The sequence below is a fragment of the Clostridium sp. genome (genome assembly GCF_016650095.1).
Classification (GTDB): domain Bacteria; phylum Bacillota; class Clostridia; order Clostridiales; family Clostridiaceae; genus Clostridium_AD.
Genome location: NZ_JAENWL010000007.1, coordinates 1 through 26,683 on the forward strand (window position 1 = coordinate 1; position 26,683 = coordinate 26,683).

23 protein-coding genes are annotated in these 26,683 nt (G+C 31.1%); 2 read left to right on the plus strand and 21 right to left on the minus strand.

What is annotated here, in order from left to right; translation table 11 throughout:
* Positions 1–598 precede the first annotated feature (598 nt).
* Positions 599–1,381: a hypothetical protein gene (locus tag JJE11_RS01140; RefSeq protein ID WP_291632410.1), complete on the minus strand. Its 783-nt coding sequence runs from the start codon at positions 1,379–1,381 to the stop codon at positions 599–601.
* Positions 1,382–2,267: 886 nt separating this feature from the next.
* On the opposite strand from JJE11_RS01140, the gene JJE11_RS01145 reads away from it, so the two are divergent.
* A complete protein-coding gene (locus JJE11_RS01145; RefSeq protein WP_291632411.1) occupies positions 2,268–2,774 on the plus strand; it encodes a hypothetical protein in 507 nt (168 codons plus the stop codon).
* A gap of 198 nt (positions 2,775–2,972) precedes the next feature.
* Here JJE11_RS01145 and JJE11_RS01150 read toward each other — a convergent pair whose 3' ends face one another.
* From JJE11_RS01150 to JJE11_RS01230, 16 genes are all read right to left on the minus strand, one after another.
* Positions 2,973–3,485, minus strand: a complete 513-nt coding sequence (locus JJE11_RS01150; protein WP_366927896.1) for an FAD-binding protein — start codon at positions 3,483–3,485, stop codon at positions 2,973–2,975.
* A 529-nt stretch (positions 3,486–4,014) separates the two neighbouring features.
* Positions 4,015–4,491 (minus strand): peptide deformylase, encoded by a 477-nt coding sequence (gene def, locus JJE11_RS01160; RefSeq protein WP_291632412.1) that lies wholly within the window; start codon positions 4,489–4,491, stop codon positions 4,015–4,017.
* A 145-nt stretch (positions 4,492–4,636) separates the two neighbouring features.
* A complete protein-coding gene (locus JJE11_RS01165; protein WP_291632413.1) occupies positions 4,637–5,308 on the minus strand; it encodes a V-type ATP synthase subunit D in 672 nt (223 codons plus the stop codon).
* Between the two features lie 2 nt (positions 5,309–5,310).
* Complete coding sequence (locus JJE11_RS01170) at positions 5,311–6,693, minus strand: V-type ATP synthase subunit B (protein ID WP_291632414.1); 1,383 nt, start codon at positions 6,691–6,693, stop codon at positions 5,311–5,313.
* The gene (locus JJE11_RS01175) at positions 6,686–8,458 is read right to left on the minus strand and encodes a V-type ATP synthase subunit A (RefSeq protein ID WP_291632415.1); all 1,773 of its coding nucleotides are present in this window, start codon (positions 8,456–8,458) and stop codon (positions 6,686–6,688) included. The genes JJE11_RS01170 and JJE11_RS01175 overlap by 8 nt, the downstream gene beginning before the upstream one ends.
* Positions 8,459–8,475: 17 nt before the next feature.
* Positions 8,476–8,784, minus strand: coding sequence for a V-type ATP synthase subunit F (locus JJE11_RS01180; RefSeq protein WP_291632416.1), 309 nt, complete (start codon positions 8,782–8,784; stop codon positions 8,476–8,478).
* Positions 8,777–9,778, minus strand: coding sequence for a V-type ATP synthase subunit C (locus tag JJE11_RS01185; protein ID WP_291632417.1), 1,002 nt, complete (start codon positions 9,776–9,778; stop codon positions 8,777–8,779). The genes JJE11_RS01180 and JJE11_RS01185 overlap by 8 nt, the downstream gene beginning before the upstream one ends.
* Before the next feature lie 66 nt (positions 9,779–9,844).
* Positions 9,845–10,444: a V-type ATP synthase subunit E gene (locus JJE11_RS01190; protein ID WP_291632418.1), complete on the minus strand. Its 600-nt coding sequence runs from the start codon at positions 10,442–10,444 to the stop codon at positions 9,845–9,847.
* 32 nt (positions 10,445–10,476) lie between these two features.
* Positions 10,477–10,953, minus strand: a complete 477-nt coding sequence (locus JJE11_RS01195; RefSeq protein WP_291632419.1) for a V-type ATP synthase subunit K — start codon at positions 10,951–10,953, stop codon at positions 10,477–10,479.
* A gap of 13 nt (positions 10,954–10,966) precedes the next feature.
* Positions 10,967–12,934: a V-type ATP synthase subunit I gene (locus JJE11_RS01200; protein ID WP_291632420.1), complete on the minus strand. Its 1,968-nt coding sequence runs from the start codon at positions 12,932–12,934 to the stop codon at positions 10,967–10,969.
* Complete coding sequence (locus JJE11_RS01205; RefSeq protein WP_291632421.1) at positions 12,921–13,247, minus strand: ATPase; 327 nt, start codon at positions 13,245–13,247, stop codon at positions 12,921–12,923. Before JJE11_RS01205 ends, JJE11_RS01200 begins: the two co-directional genes overlap by 14 nt.
* Positions 13,248–13,526: 279 nt before the next feature.
* Entirely contained in the window at positions 13,527–15,242 is a 1,716-nt protein-coding gene (locus JJE11_RS01210) for a B12-binding domain-containing radical SAM protein (protein ID WP_291632422.1), read from the minus strand.
* On the minus strand, positions 15,217–15,756 hold the full coding sequence (locus JJE11_RS01215) for a class I SAM-dependent methyltransferase (protein WP_291632423.1): 540 nt from the start codon (positions 15,754–15,756) through the stop codon (positions 15,217–15,219). Before JJE11_RS01215 ends, JJE11_RS01210 begins: the two co-directional genes overlap by 26 nt.
* 92 nt (positions 15,757–15,848) lie before the next feature.
* Positions 15,849–16,550, minus strand: a complete 702-nt coding sequence (locus JJE11_RS01220; RefSeq protein ID WP_291632424.1) for a zinc dependent phospholipase C family protein — start codon at positions 16,548–16,550, stop codon at positions 15,849–15,851.
* Positions 16,551–16,645: 95 nt separating this feature from the next.
* Positions 16,646–17,944: a hypothetical protein gene (locus tag JJE11_RS01225; RefSeq protein WP_291632425.1), complete on the minus strand. Its 1,299-nt coding sequence runs from the start codon at positions 17,942–17,944 to the stop codon at positions 16,646–16,648.
* A 115-nt stretch (positions 17,945–18,059) separates the two neighbouring features.
* On the minus strand, positions 18,060–18,632 hold the full coding sequence (locus tag JJE11_RS01230) for a ferritin family protein (protein ID WP_291632426.1): 573 nt from the start codon (positions 18,630–18,632) through the stop codon (positions 18,060–18,062).
* 299 nt (positions 18,633–18,931) lie between these two features.
* Between JJE11_RS01230 and spoVB the strand changes: the two genes are divergently transcribed.
* Positions 18,932–20,437 (plus strand): stage V sporulation protein B, encoded by a 1,506-nt coding sequence (gene spoVB, locus JJE11_RS01235; RefSeq protein WP_291632427.1) that lies wholly within the window; start codon positions 18,932–18,934, stop codon positions 20,435–20,437.
* Positions 20,438–20,486: 49 nt separating this feature from the next.
* Here the strand turns inward: spoVB and JJE11_RS01240 are convergent, their stop codons facing one another.
* From JJE11_RS01240 to JJE11_RS01255, 4 genes are all read right to left on the minus strand, one after another.
* On the minus strand, positions 20,487–22,115 hold the full coding sequence (locus tag JJE11_RS01240; RefSeq protein WP_291632428.1) for a polysaccharide biosynthesis protein: 1,629 nt from the start codon (positions 22,113–22,115) through the stop codon (positions 20,487–20,489).
* Between the two features lie 141 nt (positions 22,116–22,256).
* Entirely contained in the window at positions 22,257–23,210 is a 954-nt protein-coding gene (locus tag JJE11_RS01245) for an RluA family pseudouridine synthase (RefSeq protein ID WP_291632429.1), read from the minus strand.
* A 172-nt stretch (positions 23,211–23,382) separates the two neighbouring features.
* Positions 23,383–24,564 (minus strand): M20 family metallopeptidase, encoded by a 1,182-nt coding sequence (locus JJE11_RS01250; RefSeq protein ID WP_291632432.1) that lies wholly within the window; start codon positions 24,562–24,564, stop codon positions 23,383–23,385.
* 35 nt (positions 24,565–24,599) lie between these two features.
* Positions 24,600–26,588: a cell division protein FtsA gene (locus tag JJE11_RS01255; RefSeq protein WP_291632430.1), complete on the minus strand. Its 1,989-nt coding sequence runs from the start codon at positions 26,586–26,588 to the stop codon at positions 24,600–24,602.
* Between the last annotated feature and the right edge of the window lie 95 nt (positions 26,589–26,683).

Consider the following 26,683-nt stretch of genomic DNA (forward strand, 5'->3'; position numbering starts at 1 on the left):
AATTTGGACCAATATATTTTAATGGAATATAACGAGGTGAAGGTCTACCTTCATAAAAGCCTTAACTTAAATAAAGACATACATGTATATCAGAAGGCAAAAATACCGTTTTTCGCCGCCATATTTGGAGTCAAAGGTGTCCGATTATAGTATTCATAATTAAATCATGAAGGTTCGGCATGTTGGTTGTTCTGATAGTAGAGCATTCGTTAACAGAATCTAAGTTTATTCCATGAAAAATTTCCTAACACGCTTATTCGACGTCCTGTCTCAGAAGCGCTAGCAGGCCTTCCTAGCCTGCTTAGGTCAATTTTTCATTACATAAACTAAGATTCTATAAAACTCATTATATACTATCTGCCACACTCCAACATGCTTTCCCCTTCATGATTTAATTTATCTTAATAGTCACAATACAATATATTTTGTATTTCAAGATTGCCTAAGACAACCTATATGTGAGTAATAATATACATATAGGTTGTCTTATTTTATTTGAAGTCATACCTATCCGGCTTATATCTTCTATATTCTTACGCCTTTTAACTTAGTTTTATTGGGCGTATCCACATAGAAAATCAGTCGTCATAGCAAAAATTTAATATAACTTTTCTAATATTAACGACTCTTTTTTTCCATTCCATTCTATTTTCACTATCATATCTCTATCAGTAGGTTTGGGAAATCCAGTGGGCAGCATAAGCTTGCCCGTGTGAATCATGGTACTATCCATTTTGAATTCACCCTCTTCTCCTTCATTCCTCGTGTCTATTGAGTATTTTATATCTTTTACTAAGTTGCCTTCTTTCCCAGTGTACTTAAATGTATAATATGTGTTATGTGAGTTTTTATTACCATCAATTTTATAACCTACATGCCAATTTTGACTGGTGCCTTCATAATTAATTACAACATCTTCAACACCTGCACGCAAATTATTTGCAAGTCTAGAAAGTGCATCGTAACTGTTTTTATCATTAGTAAGATCATTGCCAATATACGTTAAATACTTATATATAGCTACCCGTTTTTCTGTGACTGCTTTCCATCTGCTATTTGTAGTATTAATTTCTGTAATACAATGATAAAGCCCAGAGATTGCACTATATAACTCGTTGCGGTTTTCACTCTTACCATATGAAGTTAAATCTAATGTAGATAAAGCTGTATATAAGTTAGCGGCTGCTAATCTATAATAATAATTTTTATCATCATCCTTCATTTTGGTATAGTCCTGTGCAAAACATGATTGGGCCTGGGACAATGTGTATTTAAATAATTCATTTGCAGTTTTTTCTCGCTGCTTTAAACCAATAAAACTGTAAGCACCAAACAGCAAACTTATTATTAACGCTATTATTAGTAGATATTGTTTTTTCATTAGAATTCCACCCTTGTACACTTTATCGTCTTACCTTTATGGGGTACTTAAACCGCATTAACATGGCATATTATAACATTAACCCCATTATAAATAAAGTCGCCTAGTGTATTTTAAAGTAGACTAACTATTTTTTTCTTAGATTATGCTATAACTAAAAGTATATATTGCTCCAATGCGTTCACATCGCCAAGTAATTCTAAAATTCATTTTGTTTCCAGCTGCTAAAAAACATAAACTCGCTATTTCGCTCAAACATATGTTTTTCTTTACGCATCTGTAAACAAAATAAATTAAGAATTGCTAAGGCTTGTTCAAATGCATTTTACGCAACATATACTTTTGTTAGCATAATTACTAATATATATATTTCAACAATAAAAGTTCATTCACAAGAATGCATAAAAAAATACCTAGTAATGTTAATTTTAACAAATAGAATGTATTATTTTACTTGAAGTCATATATTTATGAATTATATCCAATTTACGGTAATAATGGTATACTTAAATAAATATATTTTGTCGAACTTGTAAAATATTTTGGTGCAACAAGAAGTCGCTAATTAGTAGTGTTTCATAGAAAACAGCGTTAGTTACTAAGCATATTTTTTCATGCCAAACAAGTTGAAATTAAATAGCCAGATTGTTTGGGAGCTTGCAATTCATAAAAATATTTAAATAAGTTTATACACTTTGAAAATGGAAATATTGAATTGATAAAAGAAAAATATATAGTCGCAAAGAGTACCAGTAGCATAGAGAATATTATGCGTTATATTTAAATAAGCTGAAAAAATAGTATTTAAAAACGTCGTATACAAAGATGAGATTTCAATTAAGTTAGAAGACATCAAGGATGGACTTGATTGATGAGGTAAAATATCATGCACAAAAATTTCGGAAAAATAATTGTTACTGCTATTTTATTAGGAATAATCCTTCAATATACCTTAGTATACAATATCAATGGTAATAAAATCGAAAATTATATTGTTCACAAAATAAGTAAAACATCAAAAGAAAATACCGCAAATATAGTTGTTCTTGATAAACTTAAAACTGATTTTGGCCTAGTAGTATTATTTGAAACATCGATTAAAGATAAGCCTATCGGATACGCAGTTTTTGAAAAGGATGCAATTTTTAATAGATATGGTAATGAAGATTTTGCAATCTATGAAAATAGACACAATGGAGATCAAGATGCGCTAGTTGATTTGAGTAGTGAAAATGTATTTGAAATTCAAGATGATAAAATTGAATTAATCAATTCAAAACAAAATAAAAAAGGATTAATAAAATATTATGTTAATGGAATAATATTTTTAATTAGCGCTATTTATGGTTCATATACTTGGATAAAGCAATTAATAAGAAACAAGAGTTTATAGTATATGTTGTGTAATATCCCCATAATCAGGCTATGATTATTAATAATATAATATGAAATTTCTCCACAGTGACTTGCAATGAGAAACGCTGAAAGATTAGAATTTCTTAATCAAATTTCACGTTTCGAGTTCACATTGCAAGGCACGCAGGAGAAATTTCATTGGATTTATAATATTGTAGCTTGATAGTCCCTATTTTTAACTGTTAACTAAATTCTTCATACTCAAATCTAAAACTTTGTAAGAGTGAGTCAATGCCCCTACAGATATATAGTCAACTCCACTGCTTGCTACTTCCAAAATATTATCTGTGGTTACATTTCCAGATGTTACAATGTTATGTCTTAGGGCAATAGCTATTCCATCCCCTGTTAGGCTTCTTCTACTGGTTGAATTTTTAAATAGACCTCCAATACCACCAGTTGCTAAAATAGTTTCCTTAGAATATATATTTATTGTTTCCTCACCCTTAGTGACGATGCCTCCAATGCATTTATTGTTGTTGATAATAATATCAAGCAAAGTAGTGTTTTCATATATTCTTATATTATTTTTGTTTTTAATTGAATCTAATAAAGATAAAAAAAGCTCTTTTCCAGTTTCATCCTTGTTATGAACAATTCTACTAACGCTATGTGCACCTTCCTTTGTATATTTGAACTCACCCTTTTCCGAGTCAAAACACACTCCAAAATCTATTACTTTATTTATATTATCTCTTAAATATCATCATTTTGATAATAATGTGCTAGAATCAAAGCGTTTTTCTCCACCTTCAATTGCTGAATCTTTTCTTTTAACTCTTGCATTTATTTATACACCTCTTTATATATGTATATACTAGTGTATATACACCAGTATTCTATATTATAATAGCACTTGCGTAGTCAGATATCAATATGTAGGGAAAATAAAAAAAGCATGACATATGATATTAAAATCACATAGCATGCTTTCTTTAATTAAATTATAGATATTCAGCATATAGATTGCTCTGATAGTAGAGTTTATTCTTATATTATGCTAACCAAAGTATATATTGCGTAAAATGCGTTCGAACAAGCCTTAGTAATTCTTAACTAATTTTATTGGAAGATGCGTTAAGAAAAGTGCATGTTTGAGCGTTTACGCGAGTTTGCACTTTTTAGTATCTTTCAATAAAATTTGTTTAGAATTACTTGGCGAAGTGAGCGCATTTCTGGCAATATATACTTTACGTTACAGCATAATATAAGAATAATTACTCTTCTTCAACTAACTCGTTCATTTCCTCTGCTCTAGACATATATAATATCCCATCTAAATGATCAATTTCATGACAAAAGGCTCTCGCTAGTAACCCTTCAGCTTCATAGGTTACTGGTTTTCCTTTAATATTAATTCCTTTAACTGTAACATTTGTAGGCCTAAATACCTCACCCTCATATCCCAAATAGCTTAAACATCCTTCATAATCCTTTTCATTTCCTGATTGAGCCGTTATTTCAGGATTTATAATTATTATTGGTTCTTCATCTTCTTCTCCACCTAAATCAATTACCACAACTCTTTTTAAAATACCTATTTGTGGAGCAGCCAGGCCTATCCCATTGCCCTCATAAAGTGTATCGATCATATCATCAACTAAGTTTAATATTCTTCTATCTACTTTTTTAACCGCCTCACAAATCGTATTAAGACGTTTGTCCCCATATTGTAAAATTTTTCTAACCGCCATATTGCTCCTCCTTAAATTAATTGCATTTAATAGCAATAAATTTAAACTTCTTTCACTGTATATTCTATTATAAATTACTGCATACATCAACTTAAATTTTCACAAAAAAAGTTAAGGTGTCATAAAAACACCTTAACTTTATCCCTTACGTGCTAATTCGCTTTGCATCGGCTATTACTTGAGCTTTTTCCATCATGCTTTTAACCTTCATAAGTCTAGTTAAAGCTCCTCTTTCATTTTCACCAAGCTTCATTTTTATATACTTTATAGTATCTTGAAGTTGAGGTATTGTCATATATTCAAGAGCATTAACTGTTCTTCTAGTTTTTTCAATCTCTTTCGCCATAAGCTGACAAGATTTTTCTACCTCTGCAAGTTCTAATAATTTCGGTAAAATTATATAAAGCTTTTCTATAGCTCCATCAAGTTCACCTGAAGTACTAGCAAATCCATATGGATATATGCTTCCTGGATCATCTTCTAATTTTCTTTTAAACTTCATCATGGGAACTTTAACACCCATAAGATTTTTTGTTTCAACTTCTACAGAAATACTTTCTTTTGGATATGCAATGGCTTCCTCTAGAAATTCTGAGGACATTAATGCACTTGCCATAACAAAATCCTTAAAAGAGTTTTGTAATTCTTCCTCAACATTTGATCGTAGTTCATTATTATGTTTTATAAGATCAATAAATCTTCTCATAAGCTCATCTTGCTTATCTTTTAATAATTTATGTCCACGAGTCGCTGTACCTAATCTTTTTTTAAGTTTAGTAAGCTCCATTCTAGTTGGGCTGACATTTAACCTTGCCACGTTTACTCACCCTCTTTAACAGGTAAGTACTTCTCTAAATATTCATCCCTAATTCTTTTAAGTTCGGTTCTTGGTAGAATAGATAGAAGCTCCCATCCTAAATTTATTGTTTCGTCAATAGATCTATTAACTCCAAACCCTTGGGAAACATACTTCTTTTCAAAAGCCTCTGCAAATTTTGCATATGCTTTGTCTGCATCAGATAAAGCTGACTCTCCTAAAATAACTGCTAGCTCCTTTGCCTGCTTACCTTGAGCATATGCAGCAAATAACTGGTTCATTGTATCAGCATGATCTTCTCTAGTTTTGCCTTTACCTATACCTTTATCTTTAAGCCTTGATAATGAAGGAAGAACATCTATTGGAGGCATAATGCCTTTTTTATAAAGTTCACGACTTAAAATAATCTGTCCTTCAGTTATGTATCCTGTTAAATCAGGAATTGGATGAGTTATATCATCTTCTGGCATTGTAAGTATAGGAATTTGAGTTATTGAACCTTCAAGTCCTTTAATCCTACCTGCTCTTTCATAAAGTGTCGAAAGGTCAGTGTATAGATATCCTGGATATCCACGTCTACCTGGTACTTCTTTTCTTGCAGCTGAAACTTCACGTAGTGCCTCACAATAATTCGTAATATCAGTCATAATTACAAGTACATGCATTCCTTTTTCATAGGCAAGAAATTCAGCTGTAGTTAGAGCCATTCTAGGTGTGGCTATTCTCTCAATAGCTGGGTCATTTGCAAGGTTCATAAATAACACAGTTCTGTCTATTGCACCAGTACTAGTAAAATCATCTACAAAAAATTGTGCTTCCTCAAAAGTTATTCCTATAGCTGCAAATACAACAGCAAATTTTGAATCTGAATTTAACACCTTCGCTTGCCTTGCTATTTGTGCAGCAAGCTCAGCATGTGGAAGACCTGATCCAGAAAATACTGGTAATTTTTGTCCTCTAACTAAAGTATTAAGCCCATCAATAGCTGAAATACCTGTTTGAATAAACTCTGACGGATAGTCTCTTGCTACGGGGTTTAATGGTTCTCCATTTATGTCTAATCTCTTTTCAGGGATAATTTTAGGTCCACCATCTTTTGGCCTACCAAGTCCATCAAATACTCTTCCAAGCATATCTTCCGAAACACCTAGTTCTAGTGGTCTTCCTAAAAATTTAGCCTTACTACCTTTTAAGTTAATTCCTGTAGAACTTTCAAATAACTGAACCATTGCTTTATCTTCATTTATTTCAAGTACTTTTCCACGACGGATTTCACCAGTCTGTAGTTCTATTTCTACAAGTTCATCATACCTTACCCCTTGAACTTTCTCTACAACCATAAGTGGTCCGACAACTTCTGATATGGTTCTATATTCTTTAATCATTAATAACTCCACCTTCCGTTATTAATTTTTCTACTTCCTTGGATAATTGTATATATATATCATCGATTCTTGACAATTCAGTTTCCGGAATATTTTTTGCTCTTGCTATTTTATCTCTTACTTCCATTTTTAATACCTTACTTAAATATACCCCTGCGTTTAAAGCTTTTTCTGCTTCAACTTGGAAGACTAAAATTAACTTTAACATTTTATGTTGTTTTTCCAAGGATGTAAAAGTATCAACGTCATCGAAGGCATTCTGTTGTAGATAATCTTCTCTAATTGACTTTGCAACTTCTAATTTCAATCTATCTTCTTCCGAAAGAGCATCCAAACCAACAAGTCTTACTATTTCTTGAAGTTTCGCTTCTTCTTGAAGAATACCCATAGCTTTCATTCCAAGCTCAGTCCAATCCTCTGCAACGTTCTCATCCATCCACTTACCTATCTTATCTAAATATAGTGAGTAAGATTCTAACCAATTTATTGATGGAAAATGTCTCATATAAGCAAGTTGTGCATCTAGTCCCCAAAAAACCTTAACTATTCTTAGTGTAGCCTGAGTAACTGGCTCTGATAAATCTCCACCTGGAGGTGATACTGCACCAATAACTGTAAGGGCTCCCTCCCTTTTATCACTTCCAAGGCAAACTACTTTTCCTGACCTTTCATAAAAATCAGCTACACGTGAACCTAGGTATGCTGGATAACCCTCATCACCTGGCATTTCCTCTAGTCTTCCTGACATTTCACGAAGTGCCTCTGCCCAACGGGAAGTAGAATCCGCCATTACAGCTACTGAGTATCCCATATCTCTATAGTACTCTGCAATAGTTATCCCTGTATATACAGACGCTTCTCTAGCTGCAACTGGCATATTAGACGTATTTGCAATTAACACAGTTCTTTTCATTATAGATTCACCAGTTTTTGGATCTTTAAGCTCTGGAAACTCATTCAAAACGTCTGTCATTTCGTTTCCACGTTCCCCGCAACCTATATAAACAACTATTTCTGAATCTGCCCATTTAGCAAGTTGATGTTGAACTACCGTTTTTCCACTTCCAAAAGGACCTGGAACACAAGCAGTACCACCTTTAGTTACAGGGAAAAAAGTATCTACTACTCTTTGACCTGTAATTAGTGGCTCTACCGGATTTAATTTTTTAGCGTATGGTCTTCCACGTCTTACTGGCCATTTTTGCATTAATGTAACTTGTACAACGCCTTCTGAAGTTTGTACTTCAGCCACTACTTCCTCTACTGTGTACTCTCCTTCTTTAATAGAAGCTATAGTTCCCTCTATTCCAAAAGGTATCATTATTTTTTGAGTTATAACACTCGTTTCCACAACTGTACCTATGGTATCACCAGATGAAACACTATCCCCAACCGCAACGGTCGGTACAAATCCCCATTTTCTTTTTCTATCTAATGGTGGAACATTTATTCCCTTTGTTAAGTAATTACCTGCTATAGCTCTTATTGCATCAAGCGGTCTTTGAATACCGTCAAACATTGATTCCATAAGTCCTGGTCCAAGTTCTACACTTAATGCTTCTCCAGTAGATTCTACTGGATCTCCTGGTCCGAGGCCTGATGTTTCTTCATATACTTGAATGGAGGCTCTATCTCCTCTCATTTCGATGATTTCGCCAATAAGACCCTTTTCTCCAACTTTAACTACATCATATATATTAGCTTCATCCATGTCTTTTGCAACAACCAATGGACCTGAAACTTTTACGATTTTACCGATTTTCAAGTTATCTCCCTACCTTTCTATAAAATATTAACGCCCACCGCTTTTTCTACATTATCGCGAATCCTTTGCATTCCTATATCTAGTGAGCCCTGATTACTTGGTATTAATATAACAGCAGGAAGCATCTTTGCGTTATATCTTTCTATGGTTTCATCTAAATGTTGAGCTAGTTGCTCAGTAACAAATATAACTGCATAATTATTCGATGCCATTTTATCTATAACTTTTCTAGCCTCTTCAATTTCAATAACAGGATATACGTCAATTCCAAGAGCTTTAAAAGCAAGTATCGAATCTTTGTCTCCAACTACTCCTATTTTATGCATAAACATCACGCACCCTTTCTCTTATGACAGCCGTATCAACATTATTTAATTTTCCAACCATAATTATTCTTATTATTTTTATTTCTGTTTCCTTTGCTGCGATATAAGCAAATATTGGTTCTGGCCCAAAAGTAACATATTTAGCTGATTTTAAATTTTTCATAATGAAATTTTCAGTGTATTTTTCAAAAGCTGATAATTTACCAGTTTTAATATATTCTTCGAGTCCCATTGTTACAACTTCTCCATACTTTGATGAAGCAAATTTAGTCGCCATATTTTCAATAGGCTCATTGAATGCTTTTATTATGATATCTTTATCTATATCTCCACCTGGAAGGATAACCTCTTTTAAAAAGTTTACATTCTTTTGTTGTTTCTTTAATCTAATAATTGATTTAATGTTAGAAAAATCTATACTTCTTTTTATATAATCAATTATAAAATCAATTTTTGTATCTTTTGCCCTTGCTAACATGTCTATATACATATATTGGTCTAATATAATATCAATCTTTTGAGGGTCTTTAAGCTCACTAAAGACTTTTTGTGCCTTAAGTATAGCTTCTTTCATATTAGGGTTTAAGTCCCTATATTCTCCAGTATTCATGTAAATCTTCAATTTCTCTATATCCACTGTTCCTGCTGGAATTAGCATATAAGAAAAATCCTTGTCTAAAGCCTTCCCTTTTAACATTACCTTGATATTATGATAATCATATTTAAGACTCATAATATCTACTATAATTGGGTCTGGAGAAACTTTATACATAAGCGAATATACTCTGTTTAACTCCTCTTTAAGTAGTATATTGTAGTCCTCTGTTTTTTTTATATTTACCATCAAACCTGCATATTCAGTTTCCTGCAAGCTCTTAAGCACTTCTTCCGCCGAGGCACTATCAATCATTCTATCAATCTTTACTTTGTTAAGGAGTCTTGTTTCTAATACCCTTAGCCTAGCCACAGCTTGTGTGAAATTCATTTTATCCATATATGGCTATCCTCCTTATTTTCCTTCGAGGTAGATAACAATTAATAATTATTATCTACCTAAAATTTAATTGAATAGTTCTTTAACTATATCTGATTCAAGCTCATCCCTTAATGAATTAACAAGGCTTTCAAAAGTATTATTAACCTCTATACCATTTTTAAGTATTATAAATCCACTTTTAATATCACGCACATCAGAACTTAGCTTTATTTCCCCTATTTTTCCTGAAGATTTTAGTGCAGTATTTATTTGAGATAAATATTCACCGTCTACAATATTTGTGTATTTCCCAGGAATTATTATTTCTTCATCCCCTGCTATTTGCATTGATAAAAGATATCTTTTTATAAGTTCCAAATACTCTTCATCAGTTATTACTAAAAGCTTCTTTAAAGCATCAACAAATACATTATCAATCATTTTTTGCATAGCCACTAATTTTTCATTTCTAACCGTTAGCTGAGCATTTGATATAATTCTTTGTTTTGTTGTATTAGCTTCAATTTTAGTTTTTTCTAACATTTGTACCACTAGATCTTTGGCAACTTTAACTTTACTTTCTATAAGTAAAGCTTCATTATCCTTAGCTTCTTTCAATAAAGCTTCTGCTTTAATATTAGCATCTTCTATTATCTTAGATGATAAATTCTCTAAATTTGACATATATTCACTTCCTCTAACATCTTTGTTTTAAACTAGAATGTCTTACTTAATAAGATTATTGAAACTACAAATGCTAAAATAGCATATGTTTCAACCATTACAGAAAGTATAATAGCTTTTGTAGTATGTTCTGGGTTTTTAGCTAGTATTGCAACACCCGCTGCAGCCGTTTTAGCCTGTGCTATTGCTGAATACAATCCTACGAAGGCTATTGGTAAACAAGCCATAAATAAGTATAATCCCATACCTAAAGTCATATCCGCAGCTAGTTTAGGCAATATCATCAGTCCTATAACGAAACCATAAAGCCCTTGTGTACCTGGTAATAGTTGAAGTATAAGAGCTTTACCAAATTTTTCAGGTTCTTCTGTTGTTAGTCCTGCCGCTGCTTCACCAACTATACCTACCCCTATTGCTGATCCTATTCCCGACATAAACACCGCACAAGCCATTCCTAGTGCTGCAAAAATATATCCACCATCTTTAGCAAAAAAATCCATCAGTGTCATAATTAATTCCTCCTTAAATTTGCTTTCCTTGTTTTACATTAATATATTGATTTTTCGGTTTAAACGCTTTAAAGGCTTTTCCTCCACCTTCATAAAATTTACTAAAATACTCTACATATTGAAGTCTAGCACTATGAACATACGCTCCAAGTGCACTTAATAATAGATTAAACAATTGTGCTCCCACAAATATAAATACCCCAAAAATAATGTTATATGGTGATGGTATCATTCTAATAAGCGTATTAAAAGCTGTTGCTATAAACCCGCCTGCAAGTCCTAGTGCCATAAGCCTTGAGTATGAAACCAAGTCCCCTATGTAACCAGTTATACCATATAAACCATATACTCCTCCACCAAGCTTTCCACCGAGACTTTTGCTTTCTCTTCCTTGGGTTAATACCAATGCAACCATTCCAACTATCATAACCCATTTACCTGCACCGATTACTGCTGGGCTTAGTTTTAAAATTCCACCACCAATAAATAAAAATGCTCCAGTTAATGATAGATACCATGTCAAAACATCATAAATAGCATCCATTGGCTTTCCATCTCTAATTAGCATGTAACCTTTAACACCAAGACCAAAATAAATTTGTACCACACCCATTGCTATAGATACATACAATATTTGCATTAAATCTTCTCCTGGCTTTACTAAACTATGATTTGATATATATGGAATTAAATCACCAAAGAAACTCCCATATATAACTCCTGCGATTGTGGTTGGTATGCTTAAGTAAAAGAAGAAGTTAGCAAACTTTTTCTGCCCTTCATCTAAATTAAATTTCTTTAATGCAAGTAATGAAGCTATAAACATTAATACTCCATAACCAATATCAGCTACTATCATCCCAAAGAACACCAAATAAAAAGGCGTAAATAGTGGTGTTGGATCTATCTCTGAATATTTAGGTAAACTATACATTGATGTTACTGGTTCAAAAGCTTCTACTAATGAATTATTCTTTAAAAGTATAGGCACCTCATCATTTTCCTTAGCCGCTGCTTCTAATTCTAAATAAAATTCTTCCTTAGTTATCGCTTTTACTACATTCTCTAAATCACTTGATAACTCTGTTGGTACCCATCCTTCTATTGCAACTACACTTTCTGTTTTTAAGAAATTTTCACAAGCCGAAGCTTTTATATGTTTATTTGATAAATATTCATATACTGTCTTGAAATCATCTAAGTACTGACAAGAATTCTTTATTTCTGCATTTATTTTTTCTTCATCTTTTGATATTGCTTCTAATCTTAACTTAAAATTCTTTACCACTTGGGATGGCATTCCATCATAGTTAAAATTAATTGCATTGAAGCTATTAATTTTGAGTATTTCTTTAGCTTTATCTTCATAGTCCTTATATATTAATGCAATTACATTTACTTCTTCTTTTACCTCACTAATAACTTCTAAATAGGAATATGGAATTTCACTTTCAAATTTTTCTCTAAAAGTATTTTTAAATGCTTTTGGTAATGAACCCATTAGGAATATTGAAGAATTTAGTCCTTTTAAATCTTCAATAGGAGCATCTAGTGACATCCATGGATTTAATATTTCTATTTCAGAATTAATCTTAGATTTTTCATTTTTCATCTCGACCAAAGCATTATCTTTCTCTTTTAGCATTTTATAGTTCTCACTATACTTTGATTTTTCAGCTAAATTTTCTAATTCCTCATAATTCAATAAATTTTTACCTTTTACTAAAGATTCTATAGCACCTTGTTTTTCCGAGTGCTTTAGTAATAGATCAAGAGCAAATTTCACTTTTGCTTGTTCACCTTCTAGATAAGAAACTTTTTCCTTTTGCGAGTCTTTTTTGAGAGATTGTAAATGTTCTTCTTTATATTCTTGTAGATTTAAAAATTGAACATTTTCAAATCTGTGAAGGCTATTCAGCAAAGCTTCTTTCTGTGATTCAAAGGCAAACAAAGTAAATTTACTCATTTTAACTATTGCCATTATTTCTCACTATCCTCTCAACCACTATGTTAACTGCCCTATCAAATTTTTCGCCTTCTAAATTGAGTATACTCGTTACCTCTATTTTACCTGTAGCAAAAATTGGTTCAGATTTTACTCTCCCTTCTTCTTTAGCATTCTCTATGCTTTTTTTATTTTCTTCTCTTGCAGCATCTAAAACTGTTTTGTACTGGCTTTGAGCTTCAATCTCAGATTTTTTTAATATTTCCTTACTACTTGAAATTGCCATACTTATAATATCTGCTGCTTGCTTTTCTGCATCTTTTATACTTTTTATTGCTTCTAATGCCAAAATATCACCACCTTTTTTTCTAACAAGTCAAATTCAAATAAATAACAAGTTATTTTCATGTATCTAATTAACTATAAAACTTTTGCAAGATATTTGTTTTCATACTAATATAGTATTGAATACAACTTATATTTGATTATACTGAAATTTAATATAAATTTCAACTTCTTTTTTTTGAATTCTATAAATATTTGAAATATTAGATGATTTCCATTTCACAAATTACATTTAATGTTAATTTGTATTTTTTTGGAAATCTCCAATGATAATTTTCATATCTTAATCTAAAATGTAAGTTATGTCCTTTATATTTTCCTCATCATTAATATCATAAAGTAAATATCGATTTTCTTCACAAATAGTATTATTCTCTATATACTCTAAGATATTAATTGTAAATTTTTCCACATGAATATTATTTGCACTATTTATAGTATTATCTTGTAGAAGTTTTCCCTTAATTCTTCTTTCTATTTCTTTATCTACATCCCTAATTAAAAAATTCGGTAACCATTTCTTTTTATTATATTGAAGGTAATCATATTTAACAATCTCTTTTAAGGCGAATTTTTCTTCTTTAAGCTTTTCCTCATTAAATTCAATAAATATCTTATAGTAATCTACAGATGATATATTCCTACTTAAATATCCTTTTTCGTAGAAAAATAATCCAAGTTCATAATAGAAATCAAAAGGTGTGTCAAACTTCTCCACAAAATATTTCAAAATAGTACTAAACTTTTGTGAATTGCAATACTTATCCACCATTTTTTCTACTCTTTTTAGTTTTACCAATTCCTCATAGCTTATATCCTTCGTCTTCAAAATTTCATAAGGTGGGTAAGGTGCATAGACCATACCCCACATATCAGCCTCATTTATCATATCAGAACCTTTAAGTAGCTTTAAAAATCCAAGTTGTATTACTTCTGCGTGAATACTATAAACATCATTAAAAGATTTCTTAAATGATTCATAATTTTCTCCCGGAAGACCTGCAATTAAATCTACATGCTGATTAATGGTCTTTATTTTTTTTACTTGGTCAACCATTTCTCTTATCTCATCAAAGTTTACGAATCTATTTATATTATTAAGAACTACAGGGTTTGTTGTTTGTATACCTACTTCAAATTGAAATCTACCCTTTGGTGCCTTAGATAAAATATCTATCTCCTGCTTGTTTAACAAATCCGCTGAGATTTCAAAGTGGAAAGTTGTTTCAGTATCTATGCTTATTAGATATCTCCAAATTTCTACTGCAAATTTAGTGTTGCAATTAAAAGTTCTATCAACAAACTTTATTAATCTTACTTTTTTATCAGCTAAAAATTTTAATTCTTTTTTTACTCTTTCAATATTCAAAAATCTAACTCCATGAGTAGTCGACGAAAGACAATATTTACACTTAAAAGGGCACCCTCTTGATGCTTCATAATAAACTATTTTATTAGTAAGTTCCTCTTCATCATATGGGAAAATAATCTGATCCATATCCATTAAAGGTCTCTTCCCATTATAGTAAATTTTATTATGATCTTTATAATATAACCCTAGAATATTTTGAATATTGCCTTTACTATCTTTATCGATATTGGAATTTCCCTGAGTGGTAATCCGCCAATTAATAAATTCACTATAAGTTAACTCGCCTTCCCCTTCAATTATATAATCCCCCACGTTTTCCATAAGAAAAGCTTCGCAATTATAACTAACCTCTGGTCCACCATAAAGAATTTCAATTTTACTATTTACAAGCTTTATAAGGGATGCTACTGCCTTAACATAATCAATATTCCATATGTAACAAGATAACGCCACAATATCTGGCTTGCTCCTTAAAACTTCTTCTAAAATTCTTTCAATATTATCATTAATAGAAAATTCCATAATTTCACATTCATAATTTAAATCCTCAGTAAATGATTTTAAATATCTTACTGCTAAGTTACTGTGGATATATTTTGCATTAATCCCTACTAGTGTTACTTTCATCTTCTGATTTCCCTTTCTTTTTGCATATCATGTAATAGATATTGTCTGTATTTTTCAAAGTTAATACTTCAAAATAAGGTTGTAAGGCTTTCAGTGTATTTTCTTTAGAACTATTTTTAAATAAATTTAAATCTCTTAAATTTATTTGTTTTGTGCTTTTATCTGGCAACACAATTTTTATTCTAAAATTAGAAATTTTAGCAAATCCTTTATCTATATCCCATATATATAGTAATCCATCATCTTTCAAATACTTATATATATCTTTTATCAATTTATTTTTGTTTTGCGACAATTTTATATCACTTAAAGTTAGAAACAGAGCACAGACGTCATATACCCCCTCCTCAATTTTTCTCTTCTCTTCTTTACCCTCTATATATTCTACACTACAACTTTCATCAGAATATTGTTTGTAAATATTATATATAATTCCATGATTAGAAAAACCTATATCTAATAAATTCCCTTTGAAGATTTCTTTCTCTAAATTTATAAAAACCTCCTTTTTCAATTGTTGCTCCCCCCTTACCAAATATATTAATATGTTTTAACTATTTTTAAATTATTCTTCAAAAATAAAATAATTCCTCTAAAATAAAGGAATTATTTCATAATCTCATTATAAAAATTCAACATTAAACCTGCTGTAGTCTTTTGTGCTCTTTGTACTATAAGAACAGATATTTTATTATACTTCTCTTCTTTGTTTTTAATATTTGCAAAAGAACTATAAGTTTTATTAGCGAAAACTGCATTATTTTTTATATAGTCTTCTATCTCATCCTGTTTTATTATTTCATTAAAAATAGGAAAAGAATAATCACTCATTAATTTACCTATAATCCAAAGTTCAAAATTTCTGTGACTTTTCAAGAGGTTATTGTTCACATGTTGAGGTACCGTAGCATCTTGAAGCAAATGACATGCTGCACCAAAATAGAACAATGCTTGTTTCGTGTCTCCCTCCTCAATAAATTTCAAAGCACGTTTATAATATTTTTCAAATTCAGTTAATGCATTTGAGAACCCATAGAGGCCAGTGCCCTTAATATGATGATAAAAATGATTTGAACTTTTAAAATCTTGATCTGCCCAGGTAACACCATTGTTTAGTTCTTTTATATGTGATTTATAAAAACTATGAACTTCAGTATAGCCCTTATTTTTTAATATTTCAATAGCTTGAATATTTATAAATTTATGAACAATACAATGAGTTTTCATGATCTTTTTTTTAATGGGATTTACTGTTATCATTAAGCCCTTTAAAGTTCTTCCATAAGTAGCTTCAATTTTTTTCTTCAATCTGTTCACCTCTCAATTTAGTATACACTAAATACACTTTAAAAACATATTTGAATGTGCTTAAATAATTATAAGAACTATATATTTAATATATTCTAATTCTTTTTTCTTAAAACAACAAGTATACAAACTATTAAAGTTACCACAACTGCTAATAAATAATACATAAATCTCTGCATTCCACTTCCAATTCCATTATTCTCATTTTTGCTAACAGTAATTAGATAACCACTTTTAGAGTCTAACACTATTAATTTTTCAAAAAATTTCATACTAGATATATAAGTGTCATCGTGAAAATTAATTTTTTCCTTAAGCGCACTGGATTTATTTAAACTATAAATGCTATTATCATTCCTTTCATAGAAATATATACAGTCTATGTCTCCTAGTATTCCTTTTTTATCAATTGTTAAAGCTACTAAACTATCTACTGATTTATGTTGATAAATTGGTGCTGGTGGGTTTGTTGTAGGGTGATTATCTAAAATAAATGGAATAGTCTTGTTATTTAAATCTTTGAATTTAGGTGAGCTTATAGGATCTCCACCAGTATAATCTGGAAAACCATACCATGTATTTTTTTTAATCTGGTATATATAATCACTATCTCCCTTTACAGGTCTTAGTCCCCTCTCCTCCATTCCTCCCACAGTAACTAATATTTTGCCCTCACTGTTAAAATCTATCGCCTTCATATTCCTTATACCCCAGGCAAAGTTCCCTTGTGCTCCAGTTTTTAAATTATAAATTATTATGGATGAATTTCCAGGTACATGTTCTGTTATGATTTGCCCCTTTATATTTCTAGTATTATATGGAACAAATGCTCCTGTTTTTTCCACTCCAAAATTAATTCCGTTTATAGTTATACTCTTTGGTGAAATATCATGGTTTTGAGGGTAATAATCTTGCCACTGATTGTCCGGACCCACTACTCCAGAGTTTGTTGCAGAACCTATTGTAACGAATAGGTATTCTCCATTAATTTTAATCAAACTATTATTATAATCTCCATAATTAGGTATATCCTTAATTATTTCTTTATTCTCATTTGACTTTAAATTATATGAATAGACGAGTGTTCCAGATGCATAATACAGTACTTCATTGTTATACTCTAAACTAGTTATACTTAACTTTTTATTTGTGAATATATTGTATGACTTGCCCGCTTTATCAATGCACTGTACTCTATCTTTAAAAGCTATATAGTAATTATCCTCCTTCCCCTTAGTAAAATCAACAGCATTATTTAATCCTTTAAAAATCAACTGCGTTTTTATACCTTCATCTTTCACTGCAATCCTATATTCTTTAAAAGAATCTTTCATTGAAAATAGTGCAAAAGCCATCACAGCTAAAATAACTATAAATCCAATGGTCTTCTTCATACTTCCCCCCTAAATTATAAATACTCTAATCTATATATATTTATATAGATTAGAGTATATGTGTTAATAATTCACTAAAGTTGCTTTATCTACAAATATAGCTTTATAAATGTTTTTAATAACTTCTAGCAATTTGTATATGGTCACGTTCAACCTCTGATAAAGCAAAAAGTACCTCTTTAACAATTGGATTACTTATTTCCTTTGCATATTTTTCATAAAATGCCGTAGCATGAATTTCTCTATTCGCAGCGAGTTCCATTAAGCTTTTATCATTTTCATATTTACTATAATCTATATCCACGAGTTTGGGAAGTCCTTTGAACCCTCCCAGTTTTTGATGCACTATAGCGTGCATTTTTTCAATCCTTGAAAGCGCTTCAAAAGTTTCTTTAACGTAAGCGTTATTAGCAAGCTTCGCCGCTGATGCGTAAAACTCGGAATTAAATATTTCGAGCTTCATAGCATGGTCTAGTATTACTAAAGTATTCTTATCTAAACTATCAGAATCAACCTTATTCATTTCTTTTTTAGAAAAGATCTCCCCTTCTGATTGTAAATACTTATCACGCACTCCACAAAATGGGCAATGTTTAATATTTTCTCGCTCATTCTCTTCTAATAATCCTTTACTATTTAAATCGAAATTATTTATATTTATCTCCATACCGCATATTAAACATTTCATATTACTCAATTCCTCCATATTTCCCTTCGAGGTAGATAACAATCAACGATTGTTTTTCTCCAAATTTACTAATAAAATTATTTTAACATAAAAAGCTCTAAGATGGCTATCTCGGTGCAATATAATTTTAATAAATATTATGCCAAATAATTCAGACTATTAATTGTAAAAATAACTGTAGTTTATCTTTAATTTGTTATTTATTTCCATGGTTCTTGTAGAATATAATCATAAAATTTCACATACTAATTATTAATAACTGTTATATACCTACCTTTAATAGCAAGGAGGACCCTTTTATGATTAAAGATAATTTCTATAGAGACTCAATCATACTTACGATTTCAAATTTAACTGCTGGAATACTTAGATTTATTTTCACTATTTTACTTTCCAAAAAATTAGGTGCAGAAGGCATGGGGTTATATAGCCTTGTAATGCCTATTTATGATTTATTCATTTGCCTTATTTGTGGGGGAATGATAACAGCTATTTCAAAAGAAGCTTCATCTTATTATGGAATACATGATTACGGTAATTTGAACAAATCCGTACATACTACCTTAGTTTTCGATTTTGTATGGGCTATATTAATAACATGTTTAGTATTTCTCTTTTCTCCCTTCATTAGTACGTACATAATAAAAGACCAAAGAACATTATATTCCATTTGGGTTATTTGCCCCGCTTTAATCTTTGTTGCCCTCTCATCTATTTACAAAGGTTATTTTTACGGCATTTCCAATGTTAAAGTACCGGCAATCATAGATATAGTTGAAAAAACCGTACGAATGGCCATAATACTTGGAATTATAAATTTCTTTGCATTAAAAAATGTAACTGCTACTGTTACTGCTACATATATTTCCTTATCAATTGGGGAGCTTATAAGTTTTATTCTACTATTTATCTTCTATAAAAAGAGTAAAAATAAATTTAAGGATTACACTAAAAAAGCTGAGGGAAGAGCTCAACTTTTATTTAACATTCTTGTTGTTTCCATCCCATTAAGCATAAATGGTTTTTTAACCACAGCGATTTCAGCGCTGTCCACATTGATTGTACCAAGGCGTCTAGTTTATGCAGGCATTGAATATACAGAAAGTTTAGCCCTAATCGGTAAATTCTCTGGTATGGCAATGAGCATCGTGTTTTTTCCTTTTATTATTGTAATGTCCATGGCAACCATATTAACACCGGATATCTCCAAAAGTGTTACTAAAAATGATTATAACGGCCTAGAAATTAGAATAAAGGAAGTTATAAAAATTTCATTTTTACTAGGCATTTCGACTATGATAGTATGCTTATGTATCGGCGACTCCCTAGGAAAGCTATTTTTTGATAGATATGACCTAGGCACATACATACGGGTTGCTGCTTTAAGTGCCCCATTTATGTACATGTCTGGTTCAACCTTTGGAATTTTAAATGGTCTTGGAAAACAAAAAGCTCTTTTAATAAATTCTGTAGTGACCTCTATTCTCGAACTTATCTTGCTTTATGTATTATTAGGTATCCCAAGTTTAAATATTTTAGGCTACGGCATAGCTATTCTTATAACCTCTATAGTAAGCTTTATATTGAATATTATTTCAATCAAGGAAACCTGCTATATACAGTTTTCCTCTACGGAATTTACAATTGATATTTGTCTTAGCATTTTCTTTTACCTCGTATTAAAAATTTTAGATAATACATTGCCAAATTCTATCTTTATTACTAAAAACATAATAATTATTGTAACTGGTTTCTCTCTATTATTATTTTCTCTTCTCCTTACAAAAAAAAGCAAAAAAGTCTAAAATTAAAATAACTCTAGGCTTTTTTACTTTCTTATTCATACGCAAATTTCTATCTAATTTTATGCAATATAGATTTAGGTATAAGCTTCGTAATCTTATGTGGAATTATTCCTAAATCATCTTTAGTTATTCCACCTATAATCACTAATATTAAAAAATATGTTAATATGGCGAAGCCCATAGAAATTAATATTGCCATAGCATTAGCAAAATAACCTTCTTTGACAAAACTTAATATAAAATTAAAGTTAAAATGTATTATTTTTGCTACAACTGCCATAACGCCTGAGGCTATTATAGGTTTAATGGCATGACGATTTAGGTTAATCCTAACCTTTAGCACTTTGTTCATAGCTATATGGTTAAATATCAAAAGTATTGCAAAACTTACACCACTAGCCATAACAGCTCCTAATACATTAAAGCTTGGAATAGCTACAAAAAAATAGTTAATGATTATTTTTCCAATTAATCCAAACACTGCATAGAAGGTAACTAAGTAAAGTTTCCCAAGACCTTGCAGAATTGAAGTTTGAACACTAACCACAGCCATAAGTATTATTACTCCTGACCCATATATAAGTAATCTTGTTACATCAGAATCAAAGTGTAGTAGTTCTACTATAGGTTTAGCTAAAACTGCTAGTCCGACCGAGGAAGGTACTGCCACTAAAAAACATAGCCTAAAAGCATAATTAACTTTAGTTCGAACAGCTTTTTTATCCTTTAATGCCATTAAGCTAGATATAGAAGGCAGAATAGTAATTGCTAATGCTGTAATAATGGCTATTGGAACATTTATTAGTGTCGTATATTTAGTGAATACGCCCCATAAAATGGTAACTTGACTTTCAGACATTCCAGAATCTATCATTCTTGATTTAACTAACCATAAATCAATAAATAACCCTGCTTGCTGTATTCCTAAACATATTGTCATTGGAACGGCATAACTTAAAAGCCTTTTTATTATTTTTTTAGTAGTGAGTCTTTTTATATTTAATTTATTATATCCTTTAGGAACGCTAAAAACTTTATTCTTTTTATAGGAATTAATCATATATATTACGGCAACTAGTGCTCCAATAGTTGTACCAATGGTTCCACCTGCCGCACCTGCTGCTAAGCCATATTTTATAAAGTACGCTGCAAAAGCTAAACTAAATATAGTATTTGCAATTTGTTCTAATACCTGGGATACCGCCGTAGGAGTCATATTCCCTCTTCCTTGGAAATATCCTCTATAAGCTGATAATATAGATGATATTAAAATAGTTGGAGCTAAGGCCATAATTGCTAGCTTTGCATTAGCACTTTTTGTTATTATTGATAGGGGGCCTGCAAAAACAAGTAATAACAAGGACATAACCAGTCCCAATATCAAAAGTAAAAATCTAGCTATTTTAAATGTTCTTACCGCATCTTTGTAATTTTCTACTGCTATAAGTTCTGATATCATTTTAGAAATAGCCACAGGAATACCAGCATTTGTTAAAATATATACATACACAAATATAGGGTATGCAGATGCATATATACCATAGCCATCAGTTCCTAATATATTATTTAAAAAAGGTACATATAGTAAAGATAAAAGCTTAACCATAAAACTTGCTGCAGATAATATGGCAAAGCCTTTTGAGGTAGACTGATTATTTAAATTCACTTTTTCACTCATTAATTATCACCTTCGGTGCTACAATATTAACGACTTCAGAAGGAGGTTTAAACTTCTCCTGAATTTTTATCTTTATATTGTAGTTCACTCCATTTATTTAAATATGATACTTTCCTTCTGAAATGTCGTTAAACCCACCCTCTAAAATTTAAATACATCCTTTTTAATCTTTTTTAATACTGGTGGTAAACTTTCTGCAATAGTTTTGTTCTCCATATAATATAGCTCTTCAGGGCAATTCTTAAATATTGCCTTGTATGCATATAGAAATTGATAATCTAAACCATATTTGTTCTGGAAGAAACTATTCATCTTTTTCTCACCGTATTTTGGATCACCAACAATAGGATTTCCTAAATGGCTTAAATGAGCACGAAGCTGATGACTTCTTCCTGTTATAAGATTAATATCTAATAGTGAGAATGTACCACAACTTTCTATATTTTTAACTTCCATGGCTATTCGTTTTGTATTTGGCATCTTAGTATCGTATACCTCTGAGATATTTGCATCCTCATCTTTACGTATATACCCTTCGTAAACACCGTCTTTGATCCTGTTGCTTACTAGTGCCATATAATATTTCTCAACACTTCTTTCTCTTACCATTTCATTTAAAAGCTTCTGCGATTTAAAATTCTTTCCAAACATAACTATACCTGAAGTATTTCTGTCTAATCTATTACAAGGTGCTGGCGTAAATGTTATTTCATTTTCTGGACTGTAATCTCCCTTATCATACAAATAAGAAAGCACATAATCTACTAATGTAGCTTCTCCATCCTTTTTGTCAGAATGAACTAAAACGCCTGGCCATTTTTCCACCAATAATATATTAGCATCCTCAAAGGTTATTTTAAGATTATTGTCAATTCTTTTAAACTCTTCTTTCTTAAACTCACTGGTAATATATTTTGTTTCAACAATATCACCTACTGCTAGTGAATGTTTTTCCTTGATTTTATTACCATTAACCCTAATATCACCTTTTCTGAAAGCTTTATATATTTTGCTAAGTGGCACATCACCAAGTACTTTTCTCATAAATTTATCCGTTCTTTGTCCTGCTTCATTTGCTCCGATTTCTATTCTCATATATATCCTCCTAGTTCTCTTTTATCTATTGACGAATTCCATATATAATCTAATTTATTTTATTTTATAATAAATCACCATTCTACTATTAAAAAAATCATCTTTTTTATTATAATAAATCAACCTACATTTAAAAAAATCACATCAAATATCAATTATATACTAATATGCATTAAGAATTCAATAAAAATTCATAAGCTAACGTACATTGCATAGCTACACCTATAGATAAACAGCTCTCATCTATATCAAATAAACTTCCATGAGCCGGATTTACTATACCCTTCTCCTTGTTCCCACTTCCTAAAAAATAAAATAATGCTGGTCTTTCCTTAGAAAAATAAGCAAAACTTTCCACCCCCATAGTAGGCTGGTCTAATTTATAAACATTACTCTGGTCAAGTAATTCACTTGCCTTATCCTCAAACATTCCTGCGAGCTTATCATCATTATACAGGCAAGGATAACTTTCCTCGATATTAATTTCACATCTTCCTCTCATAGCAGTAACTATGCCTTCTACTACCTGAACTAATCTTGTTTTTATGTATTCCCTATGTTCACTCTTCATAGTTCTTATAATTCCTGATATTGTGACGTCCTCCGGTATAATATTCTGAGCTGTTCCTCCATGAATAGTCCCTATAGTTATAACAGACGCGTCTGTTGGTGGAATTTCCCTACTTACGATGTTTTGAAGCGCAATAATAACATTGCTAGCTATTACAACCGGATCAATAGTCATATGAGGGCTTGCACCATGTCCACCTTTACCTATTATTTTTATAGTAAAGGGATTTGATGCTGCATATGCGTATCCTCTTTTTAAACCAACGGTTCCCGCTTCTAACCACTCCTCTACATGAAGCCCAATAACAGCATCCACATTAGGATTTTCAAGTACTCCGCCACTAATCATTAAAGGCGAACCACCTGTAGTTTCTTCTGCTGGCTCAAAAAATAATTTAACATTTCCTCTAATTTCATCTTTCATACTATTTAGTATTTTGGCTGTTCCTAAAAGTATAGTAGTATGAGCATCGTGCCCACACGCATGCATTTTTCCAATAATTTTAGAGGCATACTCGCAAATTTTCTTATCTTGCAGGGGAAGTGCATCCATATCTGCTCTCAAAGCAATAGTTTTTTCACCTTTTCCTCTAATAATAGCGCAAATACCAGTTTGTGCTACCTCATAAAACTCAATACCCTCCACTTTCAAAAATTCTTTTACCTTTTGGGATGTTCTAAATAAATCAAACCCCAATTCAGGATTTTCATGAAAATCACGCCTTATCTCTATTAATTCACTCTCAATATTTTTTGCCATATCTAAAAAATCCACTATTTCCACCCCTTTATTTATACCTCTTTTGAAATAATTAGCATTTATTTCTCCCAATATATTTGGATCACATCTCCATTATTTAACGGTCCATTATAGTTAGCTTTAATCTCATTGAGTAGAAGTATTAATTTCCCCTTTGAAATAGATAAATCAAAATCTACATAATCAAATATATCCACAAATATGTATTTTTCTTTATTTTTGAGGGTTACAATTTTTTTATTAACTTCAACCACAATCTCTAGTAGATCTTTGATATGTTCATCTTTAGGGGGAATGTTTTTTTCTTTTGCATATACATTATATATTCTATCCCCTTCTTGTATAACATAATCCGAAGTCAACTCTTTATTGTCCATTTTAAAAGTTGAGCCTTGTACCCTATCACCAAAATACTTTGCGTATTCCTGCATTGTAGTAGGAAATTCTATTTTAACATCATCATCTTCTTTTATTATGTCATTTATTAAAGATCGTACGCCATTAATGAATGGCACAGGCTCAATATTATGTATTTTACCTTCAAGATAAAAACTTACAGCTTGAATATTCTTTACAAAATCCATAACTGTAGGCTGTGCATTTTTTCCATCGATACAAAAATCAATTTTAATGACATCCCCTTCTTTTACCTCAGAATCAACATTACTCATAAGGTTATTAATCCTAATTTCTGCACCCCTAGCTAAAGTTCCAAAAGCCACTCGTTTTATTCCATCAACTACAAATCTAATATTACGTCCATTCTTACCAATCAATATTTTAGGATTTATCCCCTCTTGCACCATTACATCCATAATGGTGTGTTTATGTGCATTAAATAAACTTATAATTCTGTCATTTATAGTTACATCAATAAAATCATTTCCTAACCTCTTTATTGATATAAGTGCAATACCTAAAACTGTAACTCCAATACTCCCTAAATTACTATCACATATGCATTCAACTACTGCTTCTCGACCTTTAATTGCAACACGTTGCACAGGCAGATTTAAGATTTTAGCAATATTTTCTTTAATATAGGGTGTATGTGCTCCCCCTCCTACTAGAAATACCGCATTAGGAGCTTTCCCCCCATTTAATTCAATTATTCTATTTCCAATTTCTTCAGAGATCTTTATAACTGCAGGGTTAATTACTTTTAAAATTTCCTCTGGTTCTATTACGTTTTCAAATCCTAAAACATCTATATACTTAATTTTATCTTTTCCACTGCACTCCTTTTTAATTTTTTCTGCGGTGTTAAAATCAACTAAATAGGCTTGTGCTATTATTTCAGTTACCTCGTCCCCAGCCATTGGTACCATGCCATATGCGCTTATACTGTCCTTACTACTAATAGCAATATCGGAAGTACCTGCGCCAATATCCACTAAAGCCAAATTTAGCAATCTCAAATTTTGTGGGACCGCAGCTTCCATTGCTGCTATTGGCTCTAGGGTTAAACTTACCACCTCAAGGCTTGCCTTACTCATAACAGCATAAAGGCTATCAACCACTGATCTTGGAAGGAAGGTAGCGATTATTTCCACCGCAATTTTTTCTCCTTTGTGAGAGTTCAAATTTGAGATTATGTATCCATTTAAATAGTAATTTTTCACACTATATCCTACACAATAAAGCTTACCTTTAGTAGATTTATTGACTTCCTCCTCTGCCATTTTAACTGCAGTAAGTTCTAAACTTCTAACGACTTCCCTATCAATTTCTTTATCATCTTCTATCTCTATTTCGGACTTTACTTCCGTTGTCCTTAGAAATCTTCCTGCAGCCGCAATAGCTACTTTAGTTAATGTAACATTTAAACTGCCCTCCAATTCTTTTTTCACCTTTTTTACTCCACTAGCTACGGCTTGAATATCATGAATTTGACCATCAATCATAGCTCTCTCTTCATGTTCTATATAACTTTCAGCAATTACTTGAAATTTCTTTTCAATTACTTTCCCAACTGTCCCTATTATGGACCTTGTTCCTATATCTAAAGCAAATACAAGTTCCTCGGAATGTAAATTTGTGATTTCCATTTCTCTACCTCTTCCTCACAAAATTATTATAATGTTTATTAAGCTCATATTCTGAGCTTATTCTCAGAATATGAGCATATTTTTAAAATATGAGC